The 21057-nt window shown below is 65.4% G+C and carries 21 protein-coding genes and 1 pseudogene; 4 read left to right on the top strand and 18 right to left on the bottom strand.

From position 1 onward, the window contains the following. Positions 1-24: 24 nt before the first annotated feature. The 7 genes from spt to obgE form a co-directional block, all read right to left on the bottom strand. Positions 25-1263, bottom strand: coding sequence for a serine palmitoyltransferase (spt, locus tag ACX40Y_RS16175; RefSeq protein ID WP_459120600.1), 1239 nt, complete (start codon positions 1261-1263; stop codon positions 25-27). 5 nt (positions 1264-1268) lie between these two features. Next, a complete protein-coding gene (locus ACX40Y_RS16170; protein ID WP_459120599.1) occupies positions 1269-1511 on the bottom strand; it encodes an acyl carrier protein in 243 nt (80 codons plus the stop codon). An 80-nt stretch (positions 1512-1591) separates the two neighbouring features. Beyond that, on the bottom strand, positions 1592-3145 hold the full coding sequence (locus ACX40Y_RS16165) for an HAD family hydrolase (protein ID WP_459120598.1): 1554 nt from the start codon (positions 3143-3145) through the stop codon (positions 1592-1594). Between the two features lie 39 nt (positions 3146-3184). Next, on the bottom strand, positions 3185-4090 hold the full coding sequence (locus ACX40Y_RS16160; protein WP_459120597.1) for an NAD-dependent epimerase/dehydratase family protein: 906 nt from the start codon (positions 4088-4090) through the stop codon (positions 3185-3187). Beyond that, on the bottom strand, positions 4087-5232 hold the full coding sequence (gene proB / locus ACX40Y_RS16155; RefSeq protein WP_459120596.1) for a glutamate 5-kinase: 1146 nt from the start codon (positions 5230-5232) through the stop codon (positions 4087-4089). Before proB ends, ACX40Y_RS16160 begins: the two co-directional genes overlap by 4 nt. A 42-nt stretch (positions 5233-5274) precedes the next feature. Next, on the bottom strand, positions 5275-6006 hold the full coding sequence (locus tag ACX40Y_RS16150) for a suppressor of fused domain protein (protein WP_459120595.1): 732 nt from the start codon (positions 6004-6006) through the stop codon (positions 5275-5277). 68 nt (positions 6007-6074) lie between these two features. Further along, positions 6075-7130: a GTPase ObgE gene (gene obgE, locus ACX40Y_RS16145; protein ID WP_459120594.1), complete on the bottom strand. Its 1056-nt coding sequence runs from the start codon at positions 7128-7130 to the stop codon at positions 6075-6077. A 189-nt stretch (positions 7131-7319) separates the two neighbouring features. Here obgE and lptF point away from each other — a divergent pair, with 189 nt between their 5' ends. Both lptF and lptG read left to right on the top strand, forming a co-directional pair. After that, on the top strand, positions 7320-8531 hold the full coding sequence (lptF, locus tag ACX40Y_RS16140) for an LPS export ABC transporter permease LptF (protein WP_459120593.1): 1212 nt from the start codon (positions 7320-7322) through the stop codon (positions 8529-8531). Next, on the top strand, positions 8528-9625 hold the full coding sequence (gene lptG / locus ACX40Y_RS16135; RefSeq protein ID WP_459120592.1) for an LPS export ABC transporter permease LptG: 1098 nt from the start codon (positions 8528-8530) through the stop codon (positions 9623-9625). The genes lptF and lptG overlap by 4 nt, the downstream gene beginning before the upstream one ends. Positions 9626-9631: 6 nt before the next feature. On the opposite strand, the gene ACX40Y_RS16130 is transcribed toward lptG, so the two are convergent. Both ACX40Y_RS16130 and ACX40Y_RS16125 read right to left on the bottom strand, forming a co-directional pair. Further along, positions 9632-10429, bottom strand: coding sequence for a polysaccharide deacetylase family protein (locus tag ACX40Y_RS16130; protein ID WP_459120591.1), 798 nt, complete (start codon positions 10427-10429; stop codon positions 9632-9634). A 127-nt stretch (positions 10430-10556) separates the two neighbouring features. Further along, a complete protein-coding gene (locus ACX40Y_RS16125) occupies positions 10557-11654 on the bottom strand; it encodes a fatty acid desaturase family protein (protein WP_459120590.1) in 1098 nt (365 codons plus the stop codon). A 151-nt stretch (positions 11655-11805) separates the two neighbouring features. Here ACX40Y_RS16125 and ACX40Y_RS16120 point away from each other — a divergent pair, with 151 nt between their 5' ends. Continuing rightward, positions 11806-12963, top strand: coding sequence for an N-acetyltransferase (locus ACX40Y_RS16120; protein ID WP_459120589.1), 1158 nt, complete (start codon positions 11806-11808; stop codon positions 12961-12963). A gap of 51 nt (positions 12964-13014) precedes the next feature. Here the strand turns inward: ACX40Y_RS16120 and ACX40Y_RS16115 are convergent, their stop codons facing one another. The 7 genes from ACX40Y_RS16115 to ACX40Y_RS16085 form a co-directional block, all read right to left on the bottom strand. Next, the gene (locus ACX40Y_RS16115) at positions 13015-13281 is read right to left on the bottom strand and encodes a hypothetical protein (protein WP_459120588.1); all 267 of its coding nucleotides are present in this window, start codon (positions 13279-13281) and stop codon (positions 13015-13017) included. 192 nt (positions 13282-13473) lie between these two features. Beyond that, positions 13474-14244, bottom strand: coding sequence for an exodeoxyribonuclease III (gene xth / locus ACX40Y_RS16110; RefSeq protein ID WP_459120668.1), 771 nt, complete (start codon positions 14242-14244; stop codon positions 13474-13476). An 8-nt stretch (positions 14245-14252) separates the two neighbouring features. Then, positions 14253-14594: an iron-sulfur cluster insertion protein ErpA gene (gene erpA, locus ACX40Y_RS16105; RefSeq protein ID WP_459120587.1), complete on the bottom strand. Its 342-nt coding sequence runs from the start codon at positions 14592-14594 to the stop codon at positions 14253-14255. A gap of 57 nt (positions 14595-14651) precedes the next feature. Continuing rightward, on the bottom strand, positions 14652-15824 hold the full coding sequence (locus tag ACX40Y_RS16100) for a M23 family metallopeptidase (protein WP_459120586.1): 1173 nt from the start codon (positions 15822-15824) through the stop codon (positions 14652-14654). Positions 15825-15947: 123 nt separating this feature from the next. Continuing rightward, positions 15948-16742, bottom strand: coding sequence for a ferritin-like domain-containing protein (locus ACX40Y_RS16095; protein WP_459120585.1), 795 nt, complete (start codon positions 16740-16742; stop codon positions 15948-15950). Between the two features lie 5 nt (positions 16743-16747). Continuing rightward, positions 16748-17218: a peroxiredoxin gene (locus ACX40Y_RS16090; RefSeq protein WP_459120584.1), complete on the bottom strand. Its 471-nt coding sequence runs from the start codon at positions 17216-17218 to the stop codon at positions 16748-16750. Between the two features lie 17 nt (positions 17219-17235). Further along, positions 17236-19848, bottom strand: coding sequence for a bifunctional [glutamine synthetase] adenylyltransferase/[glutamine synthetase]-adenylyl-L-tyrosine phosphorylase (locus ACX40Y_RS16085; RefSeq protein ID WP_459120583.1), 2613 nt, complete (start codon positions 19846-19848; stop codon positions 17236-17238). Between the two features lie 15 nt (positions 19849-19863). Between ACX40Y_RS16085 and ACX40Y_RS16080 the strand changes: the two genes are divergently transcribed. Continuing rightward, positions 19864-20205 carry a hypothetical protein gene (locus ACX40Y_RS16080; protein WP_459120582.1) on the top strand — a complete coding sequence of 114 codons (342 nt, stop codon included), beginning with the start codon at positions 19864-19866 and terminating at the stop codon, positions 20203-20205. Positions 20206-20228: 23 nt separating this feature from the next. On the opposite strand, the gene ACX40Y_RS16075 is transcribed toward ACX40Y_RS16080, so the two are convergent. Beyond that, positions 20229-20564, bottom strand: a complete 336-nt coding sequence (locus ACX40Y_RS16075) for a 2Fe-2S iron-sulfur cluster-binding protein (protein WP_459120581.1) — start codon at positions 20562-20564, stop codon at positions 20229-20231. Continuing rightward, positions 20561-21057: pseudogene (locus ACX40Y_RS16070) on the bottom strand (aminotransferase); the annotation flags it as partial. The pseudogene ACX40Y_RS16070 and the gene ACX40Y_RS16075, both read right to left, overlap by 4 nt.

Below are 21057 nucleotides of genomic sequence, written 5' to 3'. Positions count from 1 at the left end.
TTACGGCGGAAGTTGAAAGCGCCGTTAGGCGAGCGCCCCAACTGCGTCGCCTGCAGCCTTGAACAAGCCCAGCACGCGATCGATCTGCTCGGGCAGATGCTCGGCGCACAGCGAGCAGCGCAGCAGATAGGTACCGGCGGGCGTCGCGGGCGGGCGCGCCATGTTGACGTACACGCCGTTGTCGAGCAGCGCCTGCCACATCGCGACGGCCTGTTCCTGGTCCTCCAGGATCACCGCAACGATCGCCGACTCGGGAGACGCCGTGCCGAGCTTGAAGCCCATCGCGACCAGCCCGCCATGCAGCTTGCGGGCATTCTCCCACAGCCGGGCGCGCTTCTCATGCGCCGTCATCAGCTTGCGGATCGACGCCGCAGCGGTGGCGACCACCGACGGCGGTAGCGAGGCGGTGAAGATGTACGGCCGACAGGCGAGCCGGATCGCCTCGAACTTCGGGTGGTTGGAGATGCAGAATCCGCCGACGGTTCCAACCGACTTGGAGAAGGTGCCGACGACGAAGTCGACATCCTGGGCAAGGCCCTGGTCTTCATAGACGCCGCGACCGTTGGGGCCGAAAAAGCCCATCGAATGCGCTTCGTCGACCAGCACCATCGCGCCATGCTTCTTGGCGACGGCGACCATTTCCTTGAGCGGGGCGATGTCGCCGAGCATCGAATAGACGCCCTCCAGCACCACCAGCTTGCCGGCCTCTGCCGGCAGGCGGCCCAGGCGCTTGTCGAGATCGGCGACATCGTTGTGGCGGAAGCGAACGATTTCCGCATAGCCCTGCTTGCAACCGTCATAGATCGACGCATGGCTGTCTGCGTCGAGGATGACATACTCGCCCTTGCCGGCGAGCGTGGAGATCATGCCCAGATTGGCCATATAGCCGGTGGAGAACACGATCGCGCCGGACACGTCGTAAAAGTCGCGCAGCGCCTGCTCGACTTCCATATGGTCCTGGAACGTCCCGTTGAGCATCCGACTGCCGTTGGTGCCCGAACCGAACTGTTCGAGCGCGACCTTACCGGCCTCGATCACGTCCGGATCGAACGTCATGCCCATATAATTGTAGGTACCGAGCAGGATCGTGTCCTTGCCCTTGATCACCGCCTCGGTGGGCGACTTCACCTGTTCCATCACGATCGCGAACGGATCGGTGACGCCGCTGTCGAGCAGCTTCTTGCGCTCCGCGATCAGGCCGTCGAACTTGCTCATCAGGTCGCCGGCGGCAACCGGCTCGACGCTGCGCAGGGCATCGGTCATGCTGTTCAGCCCTTCAGCTTCTGAACGGCATCGACCAGCTGGCCGACGGTCTCGATCTCGGCCTGCATGTTCATCGTGATCAGGATATCGAATTCGTCCTCGATCGCAGCAACGAAATCCATCACCGTCAGGCTGTCCCATTCGAGGTCGCCGGCGAAGGTGGTGGTTTCGGTCAGCGCGACGCCCTTCTTGTTGAAAGGCGCAATTTGCGCGGCGACGGAGTCGAAGATTTCAGCGCGATCACTCATGCGGCCGGTCCTTAGTGTGATCAGCGCCGACTGCCAAGCGAATGCGGCGGAAACGGGTCCGTCAGCGGGCGAGGATCGGGTCAGGCCGCCTGGCGATTGGCGTCGCCGCCGCCCAGCGCCACCTGTTCGATCCAGCAATCCATCTGCGCGGCGATCTTCTGGAGCAGCGCCGGGCGATAATGAGTTACGTCGGCCATCTCGTCAGGATCGTCGATGATGTGCGACACTTCGAGCACCCAGATGTGATCGGGATTCTCGCGCGCGGCCTTGCGCCAGATCGCGTTGAACCGCGCCGATCGCTCGCGCGTGTGGTTCAGGCCGATCCGGTATTTGTCCGCCGACGCGTCCTCGGGGGGAAGCACCACCAGCATCCGCAACCCGTTCTCCATCAGGAAGATGCAGGTGCGGATCACGCAGGTTTCATAGAGTCCGAGGTCGATCAGGTGCCATTTGTCGGGCCAATGGACGTCGAGATAGTCGACGGTCGCGCCATAGACCAGAAAAGGTGGATAGTGCTGATCGCGATAGCTGCCGTCGTCCATCATGTTCATGCGGAACACGCGCGGCCGGTTGTCGAATTCGATGGCCGGGCGAAAGCGGCTATAATGCGCAATGCCGCCCGACTGACAGTCGAACATGATCCGAATCGCTGGATCGGCGACGATCTGGGGCAATTGCTGGCCTAGGATCCGCGCACGAATGGCCGGATCGTTGAAGTCGCAATCGCTGATCCAGTCCGGCGCGGTGCGATCGAACCGCCCGTCCCACTCGCTTGTATCGATGTCCGGCCAGGCCTCGCGCACCTTGGCCAGCGCGAATGCCTCCAGCCCCATGTGCATCGCGCGGCACGAAAAGGTGAAATGGACGAACCTGCCGCTGTCGCGATCGACCATCGCGAAGCCGACCAGCCCGTAATCGCCATAGCGGTCCCAGGCGAAGATCGACCAGCTGTCGAACCGGACGACATCGATGATCGCCTGCGCCAGCGCGTCCGGCTCGACCCGCGAACCGCTATAGTTCAGCTGATTGGAACGGTTGATCAGCTCGGCGATGCGCGGCGCGAAGTCCAGATTGTCCATCAGCTTCGGCGAGCAGGCGCAAATGCCGGACAGCCGCAGAAACGAGTGGTACGACAGTTCGGGCGCCGCCACGCGCGCGCTACGCTTGCGTTCGAGCAGGCGATAGGCGTCAACGCGGCTCTCGGTGCCCTGCTGGATCGCCAGCAACTGGCCGAGCCGATCGTCAGCGTCGGGTTCAGTAATGTCCAGCGTCTGGAGATCGGGCATTGCGTGACGCGCAGAAGCGAGGTTCAACGGGTTATCGTCGACGAACAGCACGTTCGCCGGCCGCAGCTGCATATCCTCGATGATCGTCTTGATCGCGTCCGGCTTGGGCGTGAAGGCGATGTGCGGGAAGACGAACTCGTCCCAAAGCCCGAACGCCTCCAATTGCGCGCGCGCCGCGTCATGATCGTTCTTCGAGCAGATCGACGAGACGACGCCGCGCGCATTGAACGCGCGGATCAGCGCCGCGCGCCGTTCGTCCAGCACCACGGCATCGCCATCGGCCAGCGTGCCCCGCCAGAGCGTGTCGTCGAGATCCCAGAGGATCAGCTTGACCTGGGTGTTCCACATCACCCGGTCATTATAGGATGGCCGCGGTGCCGGCGGCGGTTACAGCAGCCGTTGCGCCCGGTACCAGCGCGCCGTTTCCGCCAGCCCCGCTTCGGTTTCCACCTGCGGCGTCCAAAGATTGGCCGGTGCACGGTGCGCCGGATCGGCCACCCAGTCGGGATGGCAGAAATAGGAGACGCGATCGGGCGTCAGCTTGGCCCGCTTGCCGCGCAGCAGCCGATCGATTCTGGCGCCCGCCACCAACACGGCTTTCGGCAGCGATAGCGCCAGCACACGCCGCCCCACCGCGCGGCCGATCGCCTTCGCGAATTCGGGATGGCTCCACCCGCCCGGGCGCCCGTCATCGGGGTCGATCGCTCCGGCAACGCCGTCGGTCGTCGCCAGTGCCAGCAACAGCCGGCCGAGGTCGCTCACTTCGATCACGGAGATGCGGCCTCCGGGCGGCAGCAGCGCCAGCCCCCAGCGTGCAAGACGGAACAGCTCCAGCATCTCCAGATCGCCGGGGCCATAGATTGCCGGCGGACGCACGATCGTCCAGTCGAGCCCCGATGCCCGCACCAGCTTGTCGGCCTCGCCCTTGGACCAGCCATAGGCCGAAAGCTGCGGCTCACGCCCGGCCAGCGAGGAGACGTGGACGAACCGGCGCACCCCCGCGCCTTGCGCCGCAGCCAGCATATTCGCAGTGCCGGTGATATTGCCATGCGCAAAGCCTTCGCGATCGGGTGCGTTGACCACCCCGGCGACATGGATCACCGCATCGGCGCTCGCACACAGCGTCGCCAGTGCCTTCGTTGCGTCCAGATCGCCCCGCACCCAGGTGACGCCCTCGCGCGGCGGCTGGTCGCGCCGGGTGAGCGCGCGGACCCGATGGCCGGCATCCAGCGCCAGATCGATCAGCCGGGAACCGACGAAGCCGGTGCCGCCGGTGACGGCAATAACGCTCACAGCAACGCCATGTGGCTGCGATGCACCAGCGCGCTGCGCGGCGCATAGCCCAGGATCGCGATCACGTCCTCGGTCCGCCGCCCGACGATACGCGAGGCATCGACATGGCCATATTCCGCGAGCCCGCGCGCCAGATGCTTACCGTCCGGGCCGATCACCACCACCAGATCGCCGCGCGCGAACCGCCCCTCGACGCGGGTGGCACCGGCCGACAACAGGCTGCGGCCGTCGCGAAGCGCCTGCGCCGCGCCCGCGTCGATATGGATCGCGCCCTTCGCCGTCAGCCCGCCGCGCAGCCACGCCTTGCGCGCCGCGCCGCCCTTCTGCCCGACGAACAGCGTGCCCCGCCCTTGTTCGCCAAGCCGGCGCAACGGATTGGCGACACGGCCGTCGGCAATGGCCAGATGTGCGCCGGCGCTGGTCGCGATCCGCGCGGCCTCGATCTTGGAGATCATGCCGCCCGAGCCCATGCCCGAGCTCGAATCACGATCGGCCATTGCCTCGATCCGCTCGTCGATCTGGTCGACGAGCGCGATCAGTTCGGCGTCAGCATGGGTGTTGGGGTTGGCCGTGTACAGGCCGTCGACGTCTGACAGCAGCACCACCCCGTCGGCGCCGGACGCACTGGCAACGCGAGCCGCAAGGCGATCATTGTCGCCAAACCGGATCTCTTCGGTGGCGACCGAATCATTCTCGTTGATGATCGGCACGACACCCAGGCGCAGCAGCCGATCGAGCGTGGCCGACACGTTGAGGTATCGCCGGCGATCCTCCAGATCGTCGAGCGTCACCAGGATTTGCGCGGCCGTCAGCTCCTTCGCATCGAGCAGTTCTGCCCAGACGCTTGAAAGCGCGATCTGTCCGGTCGCGGCGGCCGCCTGTGCATCCTCCAGGCTGGCGCGTCCGCCCTTCGCGAGGCCGAGCCTGCGCGCTCCCAGCGCGATCGCGCCCGACGACACGACGATCAGTTGCTGTCCCGCACGCGCGCGCGCGCCGAGATCCTCGACCAGCCCGGTCAGCCACTCGCGCCGCACCTGCCCGGTTGCGTCGACGAGAAGCGATGACCCGACCTTGACGACAAGCCTGGCACACCGGGCGGGCGCAAAGCCGATGGCCTCGGCGACGGGGGAGCTTACGGACATGGCCGCGCTCTTAGCGGGGTGATTTGTCATCTGCCAAGTCGATCAGATGATCGATTCGCGTTGCAGATCGCTGCGATGCCCGGCACCCGATTCGGCGAGCCTCACGATCACGGCGTCGCGCGTCTCGCTGTCGCCGGCGCGTATTTCGCCCAGTTCGGCCGCCGTCAGCAGCACCACCGGCACCACCCTTACCGGGGAAAGCGGCATGTCTTCGATCACGGTAGGAAAATCTGGCGCCGGCCCGCCGATCATAACGCCCAGCACATCGTCCGCCGTCAGAAAGTGTGCCGGCAGACGCGCGGCGATCGCCGCCGATCGCGAGACATTGGTCAGTTCGAGCGGGATCGGGCCATGCCGGTCGAGCGGGCGCAGGATGCCGCCTTCCTCGATCACGATTGCGGCCACGCGGCGGAGCACCTCCAGCATCCAGCCATCGCCGGCCACTTGCGACGGTTCGCCCTCGCCCGGCCCCTCGATGAACAGCTCGATCTCGAACCCGTTGGCACCGGCGCTTTCATCCAACGGATCGGACAGGCCATCGGTGGCAAGGAGGATCGCACTGCCGCGATGGACCAGCCGATATGCCTCATGCCCGCCGGGCCAGGTCGATCCATCCGGCGACGAGGAAAGAATACGATCGCTCGATGGGCCCTGCGCCGCCCAGAAGCGCGCCCGGGCATCCGCCGAACGATCGGCGCAGCTGGCCGGAGCGCTCGCGGGCGGGGCTGCCGACCTTTCCGTGTCCGGTCGTGCGCTGCGGAAGACCCCACGCAACCAAGCGAACGCACCCATCCTATCCTCCGCGAAATCAATCCGGGTGGATGCAGTGCCCTAAAAATGCGTCAGATCGGCGACCATGTGACTTCTTCTTCCTCGTCATCGGCACCGTAATCGCGTGATCGCTGTTCACCGGGACCGATCGCCTCCAACATCTTGTCGAGCACCCAGTCGATCCCGGTGCCTGCTGCGCCAGACAACGGTATTACCGGCGCGCCGCTGGCCTCTTCCAGTTCGGCCGACAATGCTTCGATAAGTTCGTCGTCGAGCAGATCGATCTTGTTGAGCGCGACGATGACCGGCTTGTCGATCAGCCCCGCACCATAGGCTGCGAGTTCGTCGCGAACGATTCGATAGCTGGTCGCCACATCCTCGTCATTGGCATCGACAAGGTGAAGCAGGACGCGGCAACGCTCGATATGACCAAGGAACCGATCGCCGATGCCCACGCCTTCCGCCGCGCCCTCGATCAGGCCGGGAATGTCGGCGATGACGAACTCGCTGCCCTTGTGCCGCACCACGCCGAGCTGCGGCCGGGTGGTGGTGAACGCATATTCCCCCACCTTCGCTTGCGCGTTGGTGACGGCGTTGATGAAGGTCGACTTGCCGGCATTCGGCAGCCCCACCAGCCCGGCATCGGCAAGCAGCTTCAGCCGCAGCCAGACCCATGCCTCGTCGCCCGGCCAGCCGGTGCCATGCTGGCGCGGCGCGCGATTCGTCGACGTCTTGTAGCTGGCATTGCCGCGGCCGCCGTCGCCGCCGCGCAGGAACACGATCCGCTCGCCGGCCTTGGTTAGGTCGGCCAGCAGCGACCGCTCATCGTCATCGGCCAGGATCTGCGTGCCGATCGGCACCTGGATCACCAGATCCTTGCCGCCTGCGCCGGTGCGGTTCGAACCGGAACCTCCGGTCCCACGCGGCGCCCGGAAATGCTGAGTGTAACGGAAATCGATCAGGGTGTTGAGGCCCGGCACCGCCTCGAAAATGATGTCGCCGCCCTTGCCGCCATCGCCGCCATCGGGGCCGCCATATTCGATGAACTTTTCGCGCCGGAAACTGACGGCGCCCGGCCCGCCCGTGCCGGAGCGGACAAAAATCTTCGCCTGATCGAGAAAATGCATGCGCCTGCCCTTACGCCGTCGCGACGATTCCGTCACCCCCTGCGACGGAAGCGCTGGTATTCTGCCGTCACCCACCCCATTACAGGGTGGAATTGCGCTGACACGCAGCTATAGGCGACCGGATCATTCGCGCGCGGCGCCATCGCGGCTCGACGGCGGGTTGAAGCATAAGGACACACGTCGAGAAGCATGAAGTCGATCGATCGCTATATGGCGCGGCTGATCGCGGTTCCGTTGATCTCGACGCTGATCGTCTCGGCGATGCTGCTGGTGCTCGACCGGATGTTGCGACTCTTCGAGTTCGTGGCGACCGAGGGCGGGCCGGTCAGCGTGGTCTGGCGGATGCTTGCCAATCTGCTGCCCGAATATCTGGGCCTGGGCATTCCGATCGGCTTGATGCTGGGTGTGCTGCTCGCGTTCAGACGACTGGCCACCTCGTCCGAACTCGATGTGATGCGCGCCGTGGGGCTCAGCTACACCCGGCTGCTGCGCGTGCCATATATGTACGCCATCGTGCTGGCTGCGCTCAATTTCGGTATCGTCGGATTCCTCCAGCCCACCTCGCGATACAATTACGAGCAGTTGCGCTTCGAATTGCGCTCGGGTGCGCTCGGCGCGTCGATCAAGGTCGGCGAGTTCACCAATTTCGGCTCGAAGATGACGTTGCGGATCGAATCGAGCCGCGACGAGGGCCGCGACCTGCGCGGCATCTTCGTCCAGATGGTGACGAAGGATGGCAGCCCGCTGGCCGTCACCGCCGAAAAGGGCCAGTTCCTGCGATCGGATGATCCCGATACGATCATCTTTCGCCTGACCAACGGCACGCTGGTACATCGCGACAAGGGATCTCCGGTGCCACGGGTGCTGACCTTCACCACGCACAACCTGCCGATTCCGCTGCCGAAATATGAGCAGTTCCGCCAGCGCGGTAACAACAACGTCGAACGCACCCTGCCCGAACTTGCCGTGATCGGCCGCGATCCCACCGCTAACATGGTCGATCGCGAGACGAGCCGCTCGGCATTTCACTATCGCATGGCCGAAGTGACGACGATGTTCCTGCTGCCGATGCTCGCGGCGGCGCTGGGGATTCCGCCGAAACGGTCGACCTCGGCGCTCGGCGTGTTCCTGTCGATCGTGATGATCGTCACCTATCACAAGATCAACGAATATGCGCAGGGCATCGGCAGTCTGGGCCGGATCGATCCGATCATCGCGCTCTGGGTGCCGTTCGCATTGTTCGCCGGGCTGACCTTCTGGATGTACTACACCGTCGCCTACGTCCCCGGCGGGCAGCCGATCGGCGCGCTCGAACGCGTCTTCGCCAAGATCGGCAAGCTGCTGGGCCGCTTGCTGCCCGGCAGCCGACGACGGCGTCGGCGGGCGGAGGCCGCGGAATGAACCTGACCGGCATATTCCCCTCGCCCACCATGTCGCTGTACATGGCGCGGATGTTCGTGGTTCGCACCTTTGCGATCCTCGGCGCGCTGGTGCTGGTGTTGCAGTCGCTCGATCTGCTGAGCGAATCCGCCGCGATTCTCGCCTATCCGGGCAATGGCGACGCGGAAATCTGGCGCTATGTCTGGCTACGGGTGCCGCAGATCATCTCGACGTTCCTGCCCTATTCGGTGCTGTTGGGATCGATCCTCACGCTTGCGCAGCTCAATCAGAACAGCGAAGTGATCGCGCTCAAGGCCGGTGGTCTCTCGGCGCACCAGGTGCTGGCGCCGCTGATCCTGTCCGGCCTTGTCGTGTCGGGTTTGTCCTTCGCCTTCAACGATCGGATCGTCACGCGCGCGACCGCGACGATGGATCAGTGGAAGGACGTCGATTACGCGCCCTTGCCGATCGATCGCGGCGACCGTTCGAACGTGTGGGTTCAGGCTGACGGCCATCTGATCCAGGTAAAGCAGGTCAAGGGCAAGGGCGAGGCCGTCCAGCTCTATGGCATCACCGTCTATCAGCGACAGGGCGGATCGCTCACCTCGATCCTCACCGCTACGCACGGCGCCCGCGCCGGCAACGCATGGCGAATCGAAGGTGCAAAGCGGTTCGATGTCGCTGCAGGCACGTTGACCAACATCGGCACCATCATCGTCGGCGAGGGCGTTCGTCCCGATCAATTCACCCTGTCAAACGTCGATCCCGACACCCATTCCTTCGGCAGCCTGCGCAGCGCCATTGGCGAACTCAAACTGGCGGGGCGCCCCACCAAGGCGCTCGAAGGGGCGCTCTGGCACAAGCTGTCTGGCCCGCTATCGGCGATGCTGATGCCGTTGCTGGGCGCCGTCGCCGCGTTCGGACTGGCGCGATCGGGCAAGCTGTTCGTTCGCGCGGTGATCGGCATGGCGCTCGGCTTCCTCTATTTCGTCGCTGATAACTTCGCGCTGGCGATGGGCAATCTCGGTGCCTATCCGCCCTTCCTTGCCGCCTGGGCACCGTTCCTGCTGTTTCTGATGATCGGCGAAGCGGTGTTGCTGCGCACCGAGGAGTAGCGAGGATCACTTGCCCGGGTGTGCAGCCGCCCAGTCGAGTGCGTTCTGCAGCGTCGTGACCCAGACCTCATCGCGATGCGCCGCCAGCCAGGCGACGAGTTCACGATGTGCCTGGTCCGACACGGCCAGATAATCGCCGCCGACCCCGTGGAAGAGCAACACCGCCCAGCCGCCACCCGCTTCTGCCTGGCGGACGAAGTCGATCATCTCGGCACTTGTCGAACCCTCTCCAAAACCGCGCGACGGAAGGTGCATCGGATCAACCTTCGATACATCGGCGCGGAGGTCTTCAGCCGTCGTCGTCACGCCGCGCACATAGCTGACCAATCCCGACACGCGCAGCGCCGCAAGATAATCCTGCCCTCCTGCCAAGGTCTGGCCGCAGGGTGTTGCAAAGCCATGCCGCTTGCGTCCGTCCAACGCCGTCAGCAGCACATTCTGCTGAGCAATCTCGCGCAACATGCTAGCGGGCGTATAGGCTTCGCTCACAAAGCGCGGATCGGCGGGATAGCTTGCCGCCGAACAAGGATGGAAGATCGTGTGGTTGCCGAGCTCATGACCCGCGGCCGCTACGCGGCGCCAGCGTTCGACATGCTGTTGCTCCACATTAGCAAGAAAGAAGGTTCCTTTTAGTCCCGCTGCATCGAGCACCGGCACCGCATGATCGAGTTGCGAGCCAAGCGCGTCGTCATAGGTCAGCACGACGGCCGCCTTGGCGCCGTTCGGCCAGTTCGTCTGTGCCGACGCGGGTGCGCCGACCGCCAGCATGCACAGCGCCGTGGCGCGCGTGAAAATGCGGTGCATCACCCTCTCCCGTTCCTGTCGCCCGATCCTACCGGGCCAGCGAAGGGACGCAAGCAATTGCCGAAAAACGAAAAGGGCCGGCGCACCTTTCGGTGGCCGGCCCCTGGCTTCAGCAGCGGGATTGCGATCAGCGCAGACGCATGGTGCCGCGCGCAAGCTGCACAACCAGTCCGCTCAGCGTCGGATAATTGGCCTTGTGATAGGCCGAGGCCGGCTCCAGTGCCGCCGCCAGGCGACGATGTGCCGTGCCCAGCGCGTGATAGGGAACGCTCGGCAGCAGATGGTGGAGCGCGTGGTACCGCAGACCGATCGGTGCCCAGAGATAAGGCAAGAAGCTCGGTCCGGGCACGTTCACGCTGTCGAGATACTGCGCCGTCACCGTCAGCGGTTCGCCCTCATTCTCCCAAAGATGGGCGACAAGCGTACGCACCTGGTTGATCACCGCCACCGACGCCAGCACGACGAGGTAGACGAGGAAAGCGTGCAGCGACACGACGCCCGTCGCCACCGCCGCAAGCAGGCCGATCGCAAACAGGCTGGCCCCCAGTTCCTGCCAGCGCCACTGGTTCCGCAACTCGCCCTCCGGCGGGCGACGCTCGAACGACGGGTTGATCTGCAGCCCGGAATAGCGCGCGACGACGATCCGGCGCAGCTTCGGCGAGAGCATCGACGCCGGCGCCAGAATGGCGAAGCGGATCAGCAGCGCGATCGGCGCGAACACCGAAACGAGCAGAAAAACCGGCAACGTCCACGGCTTCATCAGCGCGAGCGGCAGATATTCGGGATCCTGATCAGTGCCGTAGCGGGTACGCGCATGGTGCAGGCTGTGCACGCCTTCATACATGAAAGACGGCATCATCAGCGGCACGCCGATCACGAGATTCCACGCAAGCCGGAAGCCCGGGAGCAGCGAATGCTTCACGTGCGTCAGTTCATGGATGAACAGGCCCGCGCGATAAAGCGCCAGAACCGCAACGATCCCGCCGGCAATCGCCAGCAAGGGCAATGTCGCCAGAATGGCAAGCGCAAGGCCCGCATAGCCGACCGCCGAGGACAGGAGGAAATCCGTCCAATAGATGCGCTGGCTGGGCATATGGAGGTCGCGGGTGAGTTCGGCTGCGGCCCGCAGCATGGCGCGATCATCCGGAACACCGGCGAGCCGAACGCGCGCAACGGCGGCCTCGGCTTCGGCGTCATCGAGATTGAAGGCAAGCGATTTGGTCATAGTCTCTGCCATTGCCCTTAGATAGTGGCCTTATGGTGGCATTACAGGGCCGTTGCGAGGCCCTTTGCCGCTTTGCGCACCGCGCGCTTGACAGGCACGAGGCAACGGGAGACTGCATTGTCCTCCATCAAGAATTTCGAGGCCCGCTTCCGTGGCAACCGCCCAACTCAAGGTCCGGCCCGTTTCGGGCAAGGCCGACACCAAGGCTTTCATCGAACTCGCCTATCGACTGAACGGTAACGACCCGAACTGGGTGCCCCCCCTACGCGAGGAGGTTGCCGGCACCATCAGCCCGAAAAAAAATGGCTGGTTCAGCCATGCAGAGGCACAGCTGTTCCTTGCCGAGCGCGGCGGCCAGGTTGTCGGCCGCATCTCGGCGCATATCGACCGCCTCGCGCTCGAGATGCCGCCTGGGCAGGGCTTTGGACCAGGCACCGGATTCTGGGGCATGTTCGACGCCGAGGACCAGGATGTCGCCGCCGCGGTCGTCGCCGCTGCCGAACAATGGTTGCGCGATCAGGGGATGACGCGCGCGCTCGGCCCGGTAAGCCTTTCGATCTGGGAGGAACCGGGTCTGCTCGTCCGCGGCCACGATCACTCGCCGACCGTGCTGATGGGGCATCACCCCGCGCGCTATCAGCCATGGATCGAATCCTTGAGCTATGCGCCCGCCAAGCGACTGCTGACCTACGACCTCGACATCACCAAGGACTTCCCGCCGATCGTCCAGCGCATCATCGCCGCGGGCGAAAAGAACGCGCGGATTCGCATTCGCATGGTCGACAAGTCCAAGTTTCACGAGGAAGCGGCGATCATCCTCGCCATCCTCAACGATGCGTGGTCGGACAATTGGGGCTTTGTTCCCCTCACCCAGCCCGAAGTCGACGATGTCGGCAAGAAGCTCAAGCCGCTCGTCTTCAATGATCTGATCCGGATCGCCGAATATGACGGCGAACCCGTTGCGTTCATGGTGACGCTACCCGACCTGAACGAACCGCTGAAGCCGCTCAAGGGCTCGCTGCTGCCGTTCGGCTGGGCAAAGCTGCTGCTGTGGCTGCGCAAGCCGAAGGCGCGGACGATGCGCGTGCCGCTGATGGGCGTGGTGAAGCGGCTGCAGTCGTCGCGCATGGCAAGCCAGCTCGCCTTCATGATGATCGAGTATATCCGCCGCGCGTCGGTCGAACATTATGGCGCGACGCGGGGTGAGATCGGCTGGGTGCTCGAGGACAATCAGGGCATGGTCGCAATCGCCGAGACGATCCAGAGCCAGGTTAATCGCGAATATGTGATTTACCAGAAGCCGCTCTGAACATCACGGCGGGGCGATGCGGGCAGGCAGCGCGCCTGCCCGCGATCAGCTTTACTTGGCGGGATCGATTCCAGTCTCCTTGATCCACTGCTGCCGCGTTTTGCAGACGCGCGGGCGGCGGAGGATTGATCCGGTAACCGACTGATCGACGCAGTAGCGGACCGGCTTCTCCGCTGCCGTCTCTTTCGACTTGGCCGCGGGTTTCTCGCCTGGATCGGCAGCGGCGATCGCTTGCGACGCTGCACCGAACGAAAGCGCGACCGCCAGCACGATGGCGGCATGATGGGCGATCTTGGTCGTGGCACGAATGCTCGTCATGTTGGGCTCCTGCGTTGAATTTGGCGCCGGCGCTGTCCATTCCCGCCGGTGCCAATCGCTTTGCAGGCATCATGCCAAATCGATTATCTCTTCAATTCCAGACCCTTGCGCATCTCAAATAATTTCAGCGATGCGTGCCACTGCCACAACACAGCACATCACGCCAACAAATGGCGAAATGCACCTCGCCGGCTATCGCAGCGCCACCCATGTCGGCGCGTGATCGCTTGCTTTCTCGCGGCCGCGATACGCCTTGTCGACGCCCGCATCGATGAAGCGGTCCGCAGCATGCGGGCTGAGCAGCAGGTGGTCGATTCGAAAGCCGGCGTCGCGCTGCCAGGCGCCAGCCTGATAATCCCAGAACGTCCACACGCCGCCAGCTGGGAAGCGCGTGCGCAGCGCGTCCGTCCACCCTTGCGCCAGCAACTGGCGATAACGCTGGCGCGACTCCGGCTGCATCAGTGCATCGTCAGCCATTGCGCGCACCGAGAAACTGTCGTCATCGTTGGGGATGACGTTGTAATCGCCCGCCAGCACCGTCGGGCGCTCTTCGGCGAGCAACACCCGCGCACGCGCAGCCAGCCGCTCCATCCAGGCCAGCTTATAGTCAAATTTCGGCCCCGGCTGAGGATTGCCATTGGGGAGGTAAATAGAAGCGACCACCAGATCGCCGACCTGCGCCTCGATATATCGGCTGTGCGTATCGTCCGGATCGCCCTCCAGCCCGCGTTGGCGTTCGATCGGCTGCTCGCCGCGCGCGAGGATCGCGACGCCGTTGAAGCCCTTTTGCCCATGCCATATGGCGCCATAACCCGCACGCTCGATCGCATCGGCCGGAAGCGTGTCTTCGGTGCTCTTCAACTCCTGCAGACAAACGATATCGGGCTGCTGCTCGTCGAGATATTCGACGAGACGATCGATCCGCGCCTTGATGCCGTTGACGTTATAGCTGACGATTTTCAATGCGTTGCTCAGATCGAGAAGCTGGTGCCGCAACCGCAGCCGGAAGCGGCGTTGGGATTGGACACGCTGAAATGCGCGCCGCCAAGATTGTCGACGAAATCGACCTGCGCACCACGAACCAGATCGAGGCTGACCGGGTCAACCGCAAGCGCGACGCCGTCCGTCTCGACGACCACGTCGTCGGGCTCAATCTTTTCGGCAAGGCCGAAGCGATACTGGAAGCCTGAACAGCCGCCGCCCTCGACCGACAAGCGAAGAATCGCCGGTTTGCCCTGCTTCGTCGCGATGGCCGCAACGCGCGCGGCGGCGGCGGGCGTAAAGCCCAGTTCGGACTGGCTGATCGTCGTCATGCCCGCCAGATAAGGCCTGCATCGGGCCCAGGCAATGGCGCCTCGGGAACGGACGCGTTAGCGCGGACCGCCGACGCCACCACCGTTGCTCGACGCTTGGGCAACATATTCACCCGTCTGCAGGAACGGGATCGGATTCACCGCACGGCCGTCCAGACGCACCTCATAATGCAGGTGGCTGCCGGTCGACCGGCCGGTCGAGCCCATCAGCCCGATCAGCTGCCCGCGATGGACGCGCGCATTGTCCGCCACCAAGATCTTGGAAAGGTGGCCGTAGCGGGTCTCGACGCCGTGACCGTGGTTGATCGCGATCATGTTGCCGTAACCGCCGCGGCGGCCGGCGTTGGAGACGATGCCGTCGGCGGTCGCGTAGATCGGGGTGCCTACCGCCCCGGGAATATCGACGCCGGCATGCATCGCCGCCGTGCCGCGGAACGGATCTGAACGCACGCCGAAGGTGGAGGTGAAGCTGACATGCTGAACCGGCTGCATCGACGGGATCGCGATCACCGTCTGCTCGACCGAATCGAGCTTCTTCCACGTGGCGAACAACGCGCGGAACTGCGCGTCAGCCTCGGCGCTCGCGCTACCCGACGCCTCGGCATCGTCGTCGAGCGGCTCATAGGGGCCGCCCATCGCCGGCACGGCCCTGCCATAACGCGCGGGCGAAATCCCCAGCTTGCGGAGATGCCCGGCCAATTGCTGGTAGCGCGCCTCACCGGCAGCCTGAACCTTGCCCGCGAGCATGACCTGACGGGCCTCGATCCGGCGGAGCGGCGCGGTGATCTCGCTGGTGAGTGCGCTGGTTTTGGCGGGGACCGCCGGCAGTTCCTGATCGAGCACCGATCGATCACCCTTGCCCGAAACGATCGCGTTGAGCATCGCCTGACGCTGCTCGATCCGCGCGGCGTGCAGCTTCGCGGCTTCCTTGGCGGCGGCGACATCGGCCTTCATCCGGCTGAGTTCCTTGCGCATCAGCGCCACCTGGGCCTCGGGCGAACCGGCTGCCGGACCCGCGAAAGCGATCGCCCCCGCCATCGCCTGCGACACGCCGTAGCCCGAAAACAACACCGTCACCATCGCGGCACCGGCGAACATCAGCTGCGAGCGGCCACCCACGGTGAAACGGCGGAGCGCACGACCATCGTGGAAAATCACGTCCCGGCTGGTGAAGAGTTGGCGGAACTTATGCGCCAGGTTCACGTTATCGCGATTGGAAACTACGGCCATGATTCCCCGGCAAGTTCATGGAAGTTTTCGCCGATGCGACCCGGCGCCCACTTCAGGATTGGCATGATCCGAACGGCAGCCCCATCGCCACACGGATCGCTTGGGGAGTCTTTTGGAGGATAATCAGCCAGCGACAAGCGGTTGGTAGTAATCCCGCGTCAGACCGGCTGAGTCGCGCGCCGAGTCGTTGAACGGCGGCTTAATGGCACCGCGAAAATGCCGGCGAACCAGCGCCTGCCATGTCGTTTCGGGCGCGCAATCACGCTGATCACAGGCCGATTCGAACCAGTGCGTGCCGGCCCGCACGTGGCGCACCTCATCGCTCACGATGCGCCGCAGAATCGCCGTCGTCGCAGAATCGCCGGCCTGTTCGAACCGCTCGATCGTCGCCGGCGTCACGTCCAGTCCCCGCGCCTCCAGCACCATCGGAACGATGGCAAGCCGCGCCAGCACGTCATGCGCGGTTTCGCTTGCCGCGTCCCACAGCCCGTCATGCGCGGGCAGCGCGCCATAATGGCTGCCAAGGCGCCGAAGCCGCCGATCGAGCAGCGCGAAATGCATCGCCTCGTCCGCCCCAACCCGCATCCAATCGTCGACGAACGCCGCCGGGAAACCGGCGCCGAAGCGGCCGATCAGGTCGAAGGCTAGATCGATCGCGACGAATTCGATGTGCGCCAGCGCATGGATCAGCGCGATCCGCCCGCGATCCGATCCGCCCCGCCCGCGCTTGGGCATGCGGTCGGGCGGCAGCAGTTCGGGCTGCGCCGGCCGGGCGGGCCGATCGGGCATCGCGACGTCGAACCGATGGCCAAGCCGCCCCAACCGCCAGTCACGCGCCGCCGCTCGCGCGGCCATCACCTTGTCATAGGGGGCGCCGGTGTCGAGCACCGACCGCGCCGCCGCTGCCACGCTCCGCATGGCGATCAGGCCAGCGCCCGAGCCGCATCGAGCACCGCCGCGGCGTGCCCCGGCACCTTCACCTTGCGCCACGCCTGGACGAGCACACCGGCGCCGTCGACCAGAAAGGTCGAGCGCTCCACCCCCATATATTTCTTGCCGTACATCGATTTCTCGACCCAGACGCCCATCGCCTCCATCAGGCTGCAATCGGCGTCGGTGGCGAGCGGAACGGCCAGTTCATATTTGGCGGCGAACTTGCGGTGGCTCGCCGGCGGATCCTTCGACACGCCGAGTACGCGAACACCGGTCGCTTCGAATTCCGGCATCAGCGCAGAGAAATCCTGCGCCTCCCGCGTGCAGCCAGACGTATCGTCCTTTGGATAGAAATAGAGCACGAACGGCGCCCCGGCCGCCCAGTCCGGCAGCGTGATCGTGCTGTCGTCCGCTGCCGTCAGCGTCACAGCCGGAAACCGTTCGCCCTGATCGATCGCCATGTTCATCTCCTTCAAGGTCAGTCGCCGGCCTGAATCGCCGCCCAGCATCGCCGCACCTCCTGCCGCGTCACGTCCAGCGCGGCAACCACGCCTTCCCATTGGGGCAGCCCCACGGCGCGCGCGATCAGGGCGCGGGTGCTGGCGCCGGGCGGTTGCGCATCGGGCGCGACCAGCCGCAGCGTCACCAACAACCGGCTAAGAAAATCATGCGCCTCGCGGATCGACGGCGGCATCAGCCCCTCTTCGACGAGCGCGTCGATCGCGCGGCCAAGATGCGGATCGAAGCCGATCCTGTGCCGCAGTTGCAGGACATGCACCGCAAACTCCAGGTCGACGAGCCCGCCGTCGAGCAGCTTGGCGTCGAGCGGCCCGGCCGGCGGCTTGTGAGTTGCCATTTCCGCGCGCATCCGAACGGCATCGGCGGTAATGTCGCGCGCCGGGCGTGCCCCGTTCAGGACCTGAGCGACGATCTCCGCCACGGCCGCGCGGGCGCCGGGGGATCCGAACACCGGCCGAGCGCGGGTCAGCGCCATATGCTCCCAGGTCCAGGCGTCATTTTCCTGATAGGCCCGGAACCCCTCGATTGACACGGAGAGCGGCCCCTGGGCGCCGGACGGGCGCAGCCGGGTGTCGATCTCGTAGAGCGGGCCCGCCGCGGTCGGCACGGACAGCGCAGCCGTCACCCGCTGGGCCAGCCGGTTATAATAAGTGACGGCGCCGAGCGGCCGGCGTCCATCCGATTCAGCCGCATAGTCGCCGGTGAAGAGATAGACGAGGTCGAGGTCCGACGCATGGGTGAGCGCGCCGCCGCCCATCCGACCGAGCGCCAGTATCACCAGTTCGCTGTTCGGCACGCGGCCATGCGCCTCGACAAACGCCTCGACCGTCGCCGATGCCAGCACGTCGATCGCCGCTTCGGCAATCCGCGCATAACCCGCCGAGACCTCGAGCGGGTCGCTCGCGCCCGCCACGATCTGCGCGCCGAGCGCAAAGCGCCGCTCGTTCACGAGGCGGCGGACATGTTCGAGCCGCCACTGATAGTCGGCGTTCGGCTCCACCGCGGCCATCTCGCACGCCAGATCGGCGATGGGCGGCATCGGATCGAGCGCGGTCGCGTCGATTAGGCCGTCAAGAAGCTCCGCACGGCGCCCCAACTGCTCCGCCAGCGTCGGCGCATGGCTGAGGATCGCGCTCAATAGCCGGGCGAGCGCCGGCTGCGCCTCAAGCAACCGGAAGATGTTGATCGCGCTGGGCAGTCTCGCAAGCATCGTATCGAAGCGTGTGAGCGCATGATGCGGATCGGGTGCCTCGGCGAACGCGCCGATCACGCCCGGCAACACGGCCTCCAACGCCGCCTGTGCCGCCGGCGAGCGCAGCGACGGATAACGGCCGCCGCGCCAGCCATCGATCAGCCGGCAGGCGTTGGAAACGTCGCTGAAGCCGGTATCGGCCAGTCTGGCAGCCAGCGCATCGGGCGCGGCGGGCAATTCGCCGCCATCGTCGCTGGCCAGCGAATCATAGATGTGGCCGACGCGTGCGACGTGCGGTTGCAGCACCCCGATCAGCGCATTGCCGTCGGCGAGCCCATGCAGGCGCGCCACATTGTCGAGCGCGGCGGCATCCGCAGGCAGGCTGTGCGTCTGCCGATCGTCGACCATCTGGAGGCGATGCTCGATCGTCCGCAGCAGCACATAGGCCGCATCGAGCGCCGCCGCTTCCTCCGCATCGATTCGCCCCGCCCCGGCCAGCGCGGCAAGCGCGTCGCGCGTCGCCGGCACCCGCAGCGAAGGTTCGCGGCCGCCGTGGATCAGTTGGTGGATCTGCGCGAAGAATTCGATCTCGCGAATGCCCCCGCGCCCGCGCTTCAGGTCATAACCAGGGCCGAATTGCTGCCCGCGCCGATGATGATCGCGAATGCGGCGCGAGATTTCGCGGATTTCCCGGATCGTGCCAAAATCGAGCGCGCGGCGCCACACGAACGGCCGGATCGCCTCGAGAAAGCTCTCGCCAAGTTTCCGGTCCCCTGCCGCGGCGCGGGCCCGGATGAAGGCGGCGCGTTCCCAAGGCAGCGCCTGGCTCTCATAGTAGGAAATCGCCGCCTCGACCGGCAGCACGATCGGTGTCGCTTCGGGCGAGGGCCGCAACCGCAGATCAACCCGCAGCACATAGCCGTCGCCATCGCGCGTCTGGAGCAGGTCGAGCACCCGGCGGCCGATCCGTACCGCGGCTTCCTCCGGCGCCTCACGTGGCTTGCACGGCAGCGTGGCCGGATCGAAGATGAGGATGGGATCGATGTCGGACGAGTAATTGAGTTCGCGGCTACCCTGTTTGCCAAGGGCGATGGCGGCGAACCCCGTGGGTTCCGCCTCCGGCGTTCGTTCCTTGATCGCCGCGGTCACCGCGCGGTGGAGCGCATCGTCGGCAAAATCGCTGAGCAATCGCGTGACCGCGTCGAAGTCATAGTGTCCCGACAGATCCCCGATCGCCGCAATCAGCGCCAATCGCCGCCGTTCGAGGCGAAGCTGCCGCGCCACGTTCATCGCTTCGCCGGTTCTCGCCGCCCAATCGCGCGGATTCGCCAGCGCCTCCGGCAGCGCGTCGATCAGGTCGGCCTCGCGGCCCGCGATCACGGCGAGGAAAGGCGAATGCGCGCGCAGCCGTTCGACTGCTTCGGAACCGCCCGTCACCACGCGCGAAGCACTTTCATCGCCGATCCTCCCAAAAGTTGCGCCGAGTTGCAGTTGTCAGTGGAAACGAAAGCGGGCGCTACCCGTTGTGCATCCGTGGTCAAAAACGCATCTCTGCTGGCCGAAGAGGCCAATGTGGCGAATTTCCTGCGGATCGAGGCGCCATGCGCGGATGATTCGATCGGAAATGCGCTCCGTTGCGCCTTCTCCCCGGATCAACGCCTGCCCCACGACATGGTGGCGTTGCTGGCCCAGCTGGAAGGCAAGGTCATGTCGCCCGGACCCTGCAAACGCGACTAAACGAAGGCCGCGTCGCCGCTGCGTCAGCGCCCCTGCATGTCCCGGTGCGTGGGCGGCATCCGTACGGTCAGCCCGTCCATCGCGTCCGTCAGGATGACCTGACAGGCGAGACGACTGGTCCGCACGGCTCCAATCGCAAGGTCGAGCATGTCTTCCTCCTCTTCGCTTGCAGGCGGCAGCCGGGGAAAATCCTCTGGCGACACGATGACGTGGCAGGTCGAACAGGCCATCTGACCTTCGCATGTCCCCTCCAGCGGCTCACCGGCATTCTGGGCCACTTCCAGCAAGCGGGCACCTGCCGGCGCCTCGACATGGCGAACCGCGTTTCCGTCGGCACTTTCAAAACGGACGCGGATCATGCGGCCACCCGCTGGCGGTCGGCGGCTTCGGCGATTCGATCGAGCGCAGTCATGAACGCTTCTTCGCGCGTGTCACGGCCAAAGCCAATGCGGAGACTCGATCGCGCCTGCCGATCGCTTATCCCCAAGGCGCGCAGCACATGGCTCGGTCGGCCGGAACCGCTGGCACAAGCCGATCCCGCCGAAAAAGCGATGCCGCGCAGATCGGCCATCAGTCGCGCCACATCGAGCCCGTCGCGCCGGATGTTGAGATTGCCCCGATAGCGCGTTTCGGCGGACCCGTTGAGCATCCAGCCGCCCGCCCCGTCCGTTCGCTCGCCGTCGTTCTGCAAGCCGAGCCGCTTGCAGGCGCGTGCGAAAAGCCGATCGACATGCGCCATGTCTTGTTCGCCGCGCGCCGCCGCCAGCGCGGCCGCCGCGCCGAAGCCCGCGCAAAGCGCCGGCGACAAGGTGCCCGACCGCCCCTGGACCTCCTGACCACCACCATGCAGCA

This window comes from Sphingomonas sp. RS6 (assembly GCF_054489705.1).
This window is presented reverse-complemented; position numbering and strand designations above follow the sequence as displayed.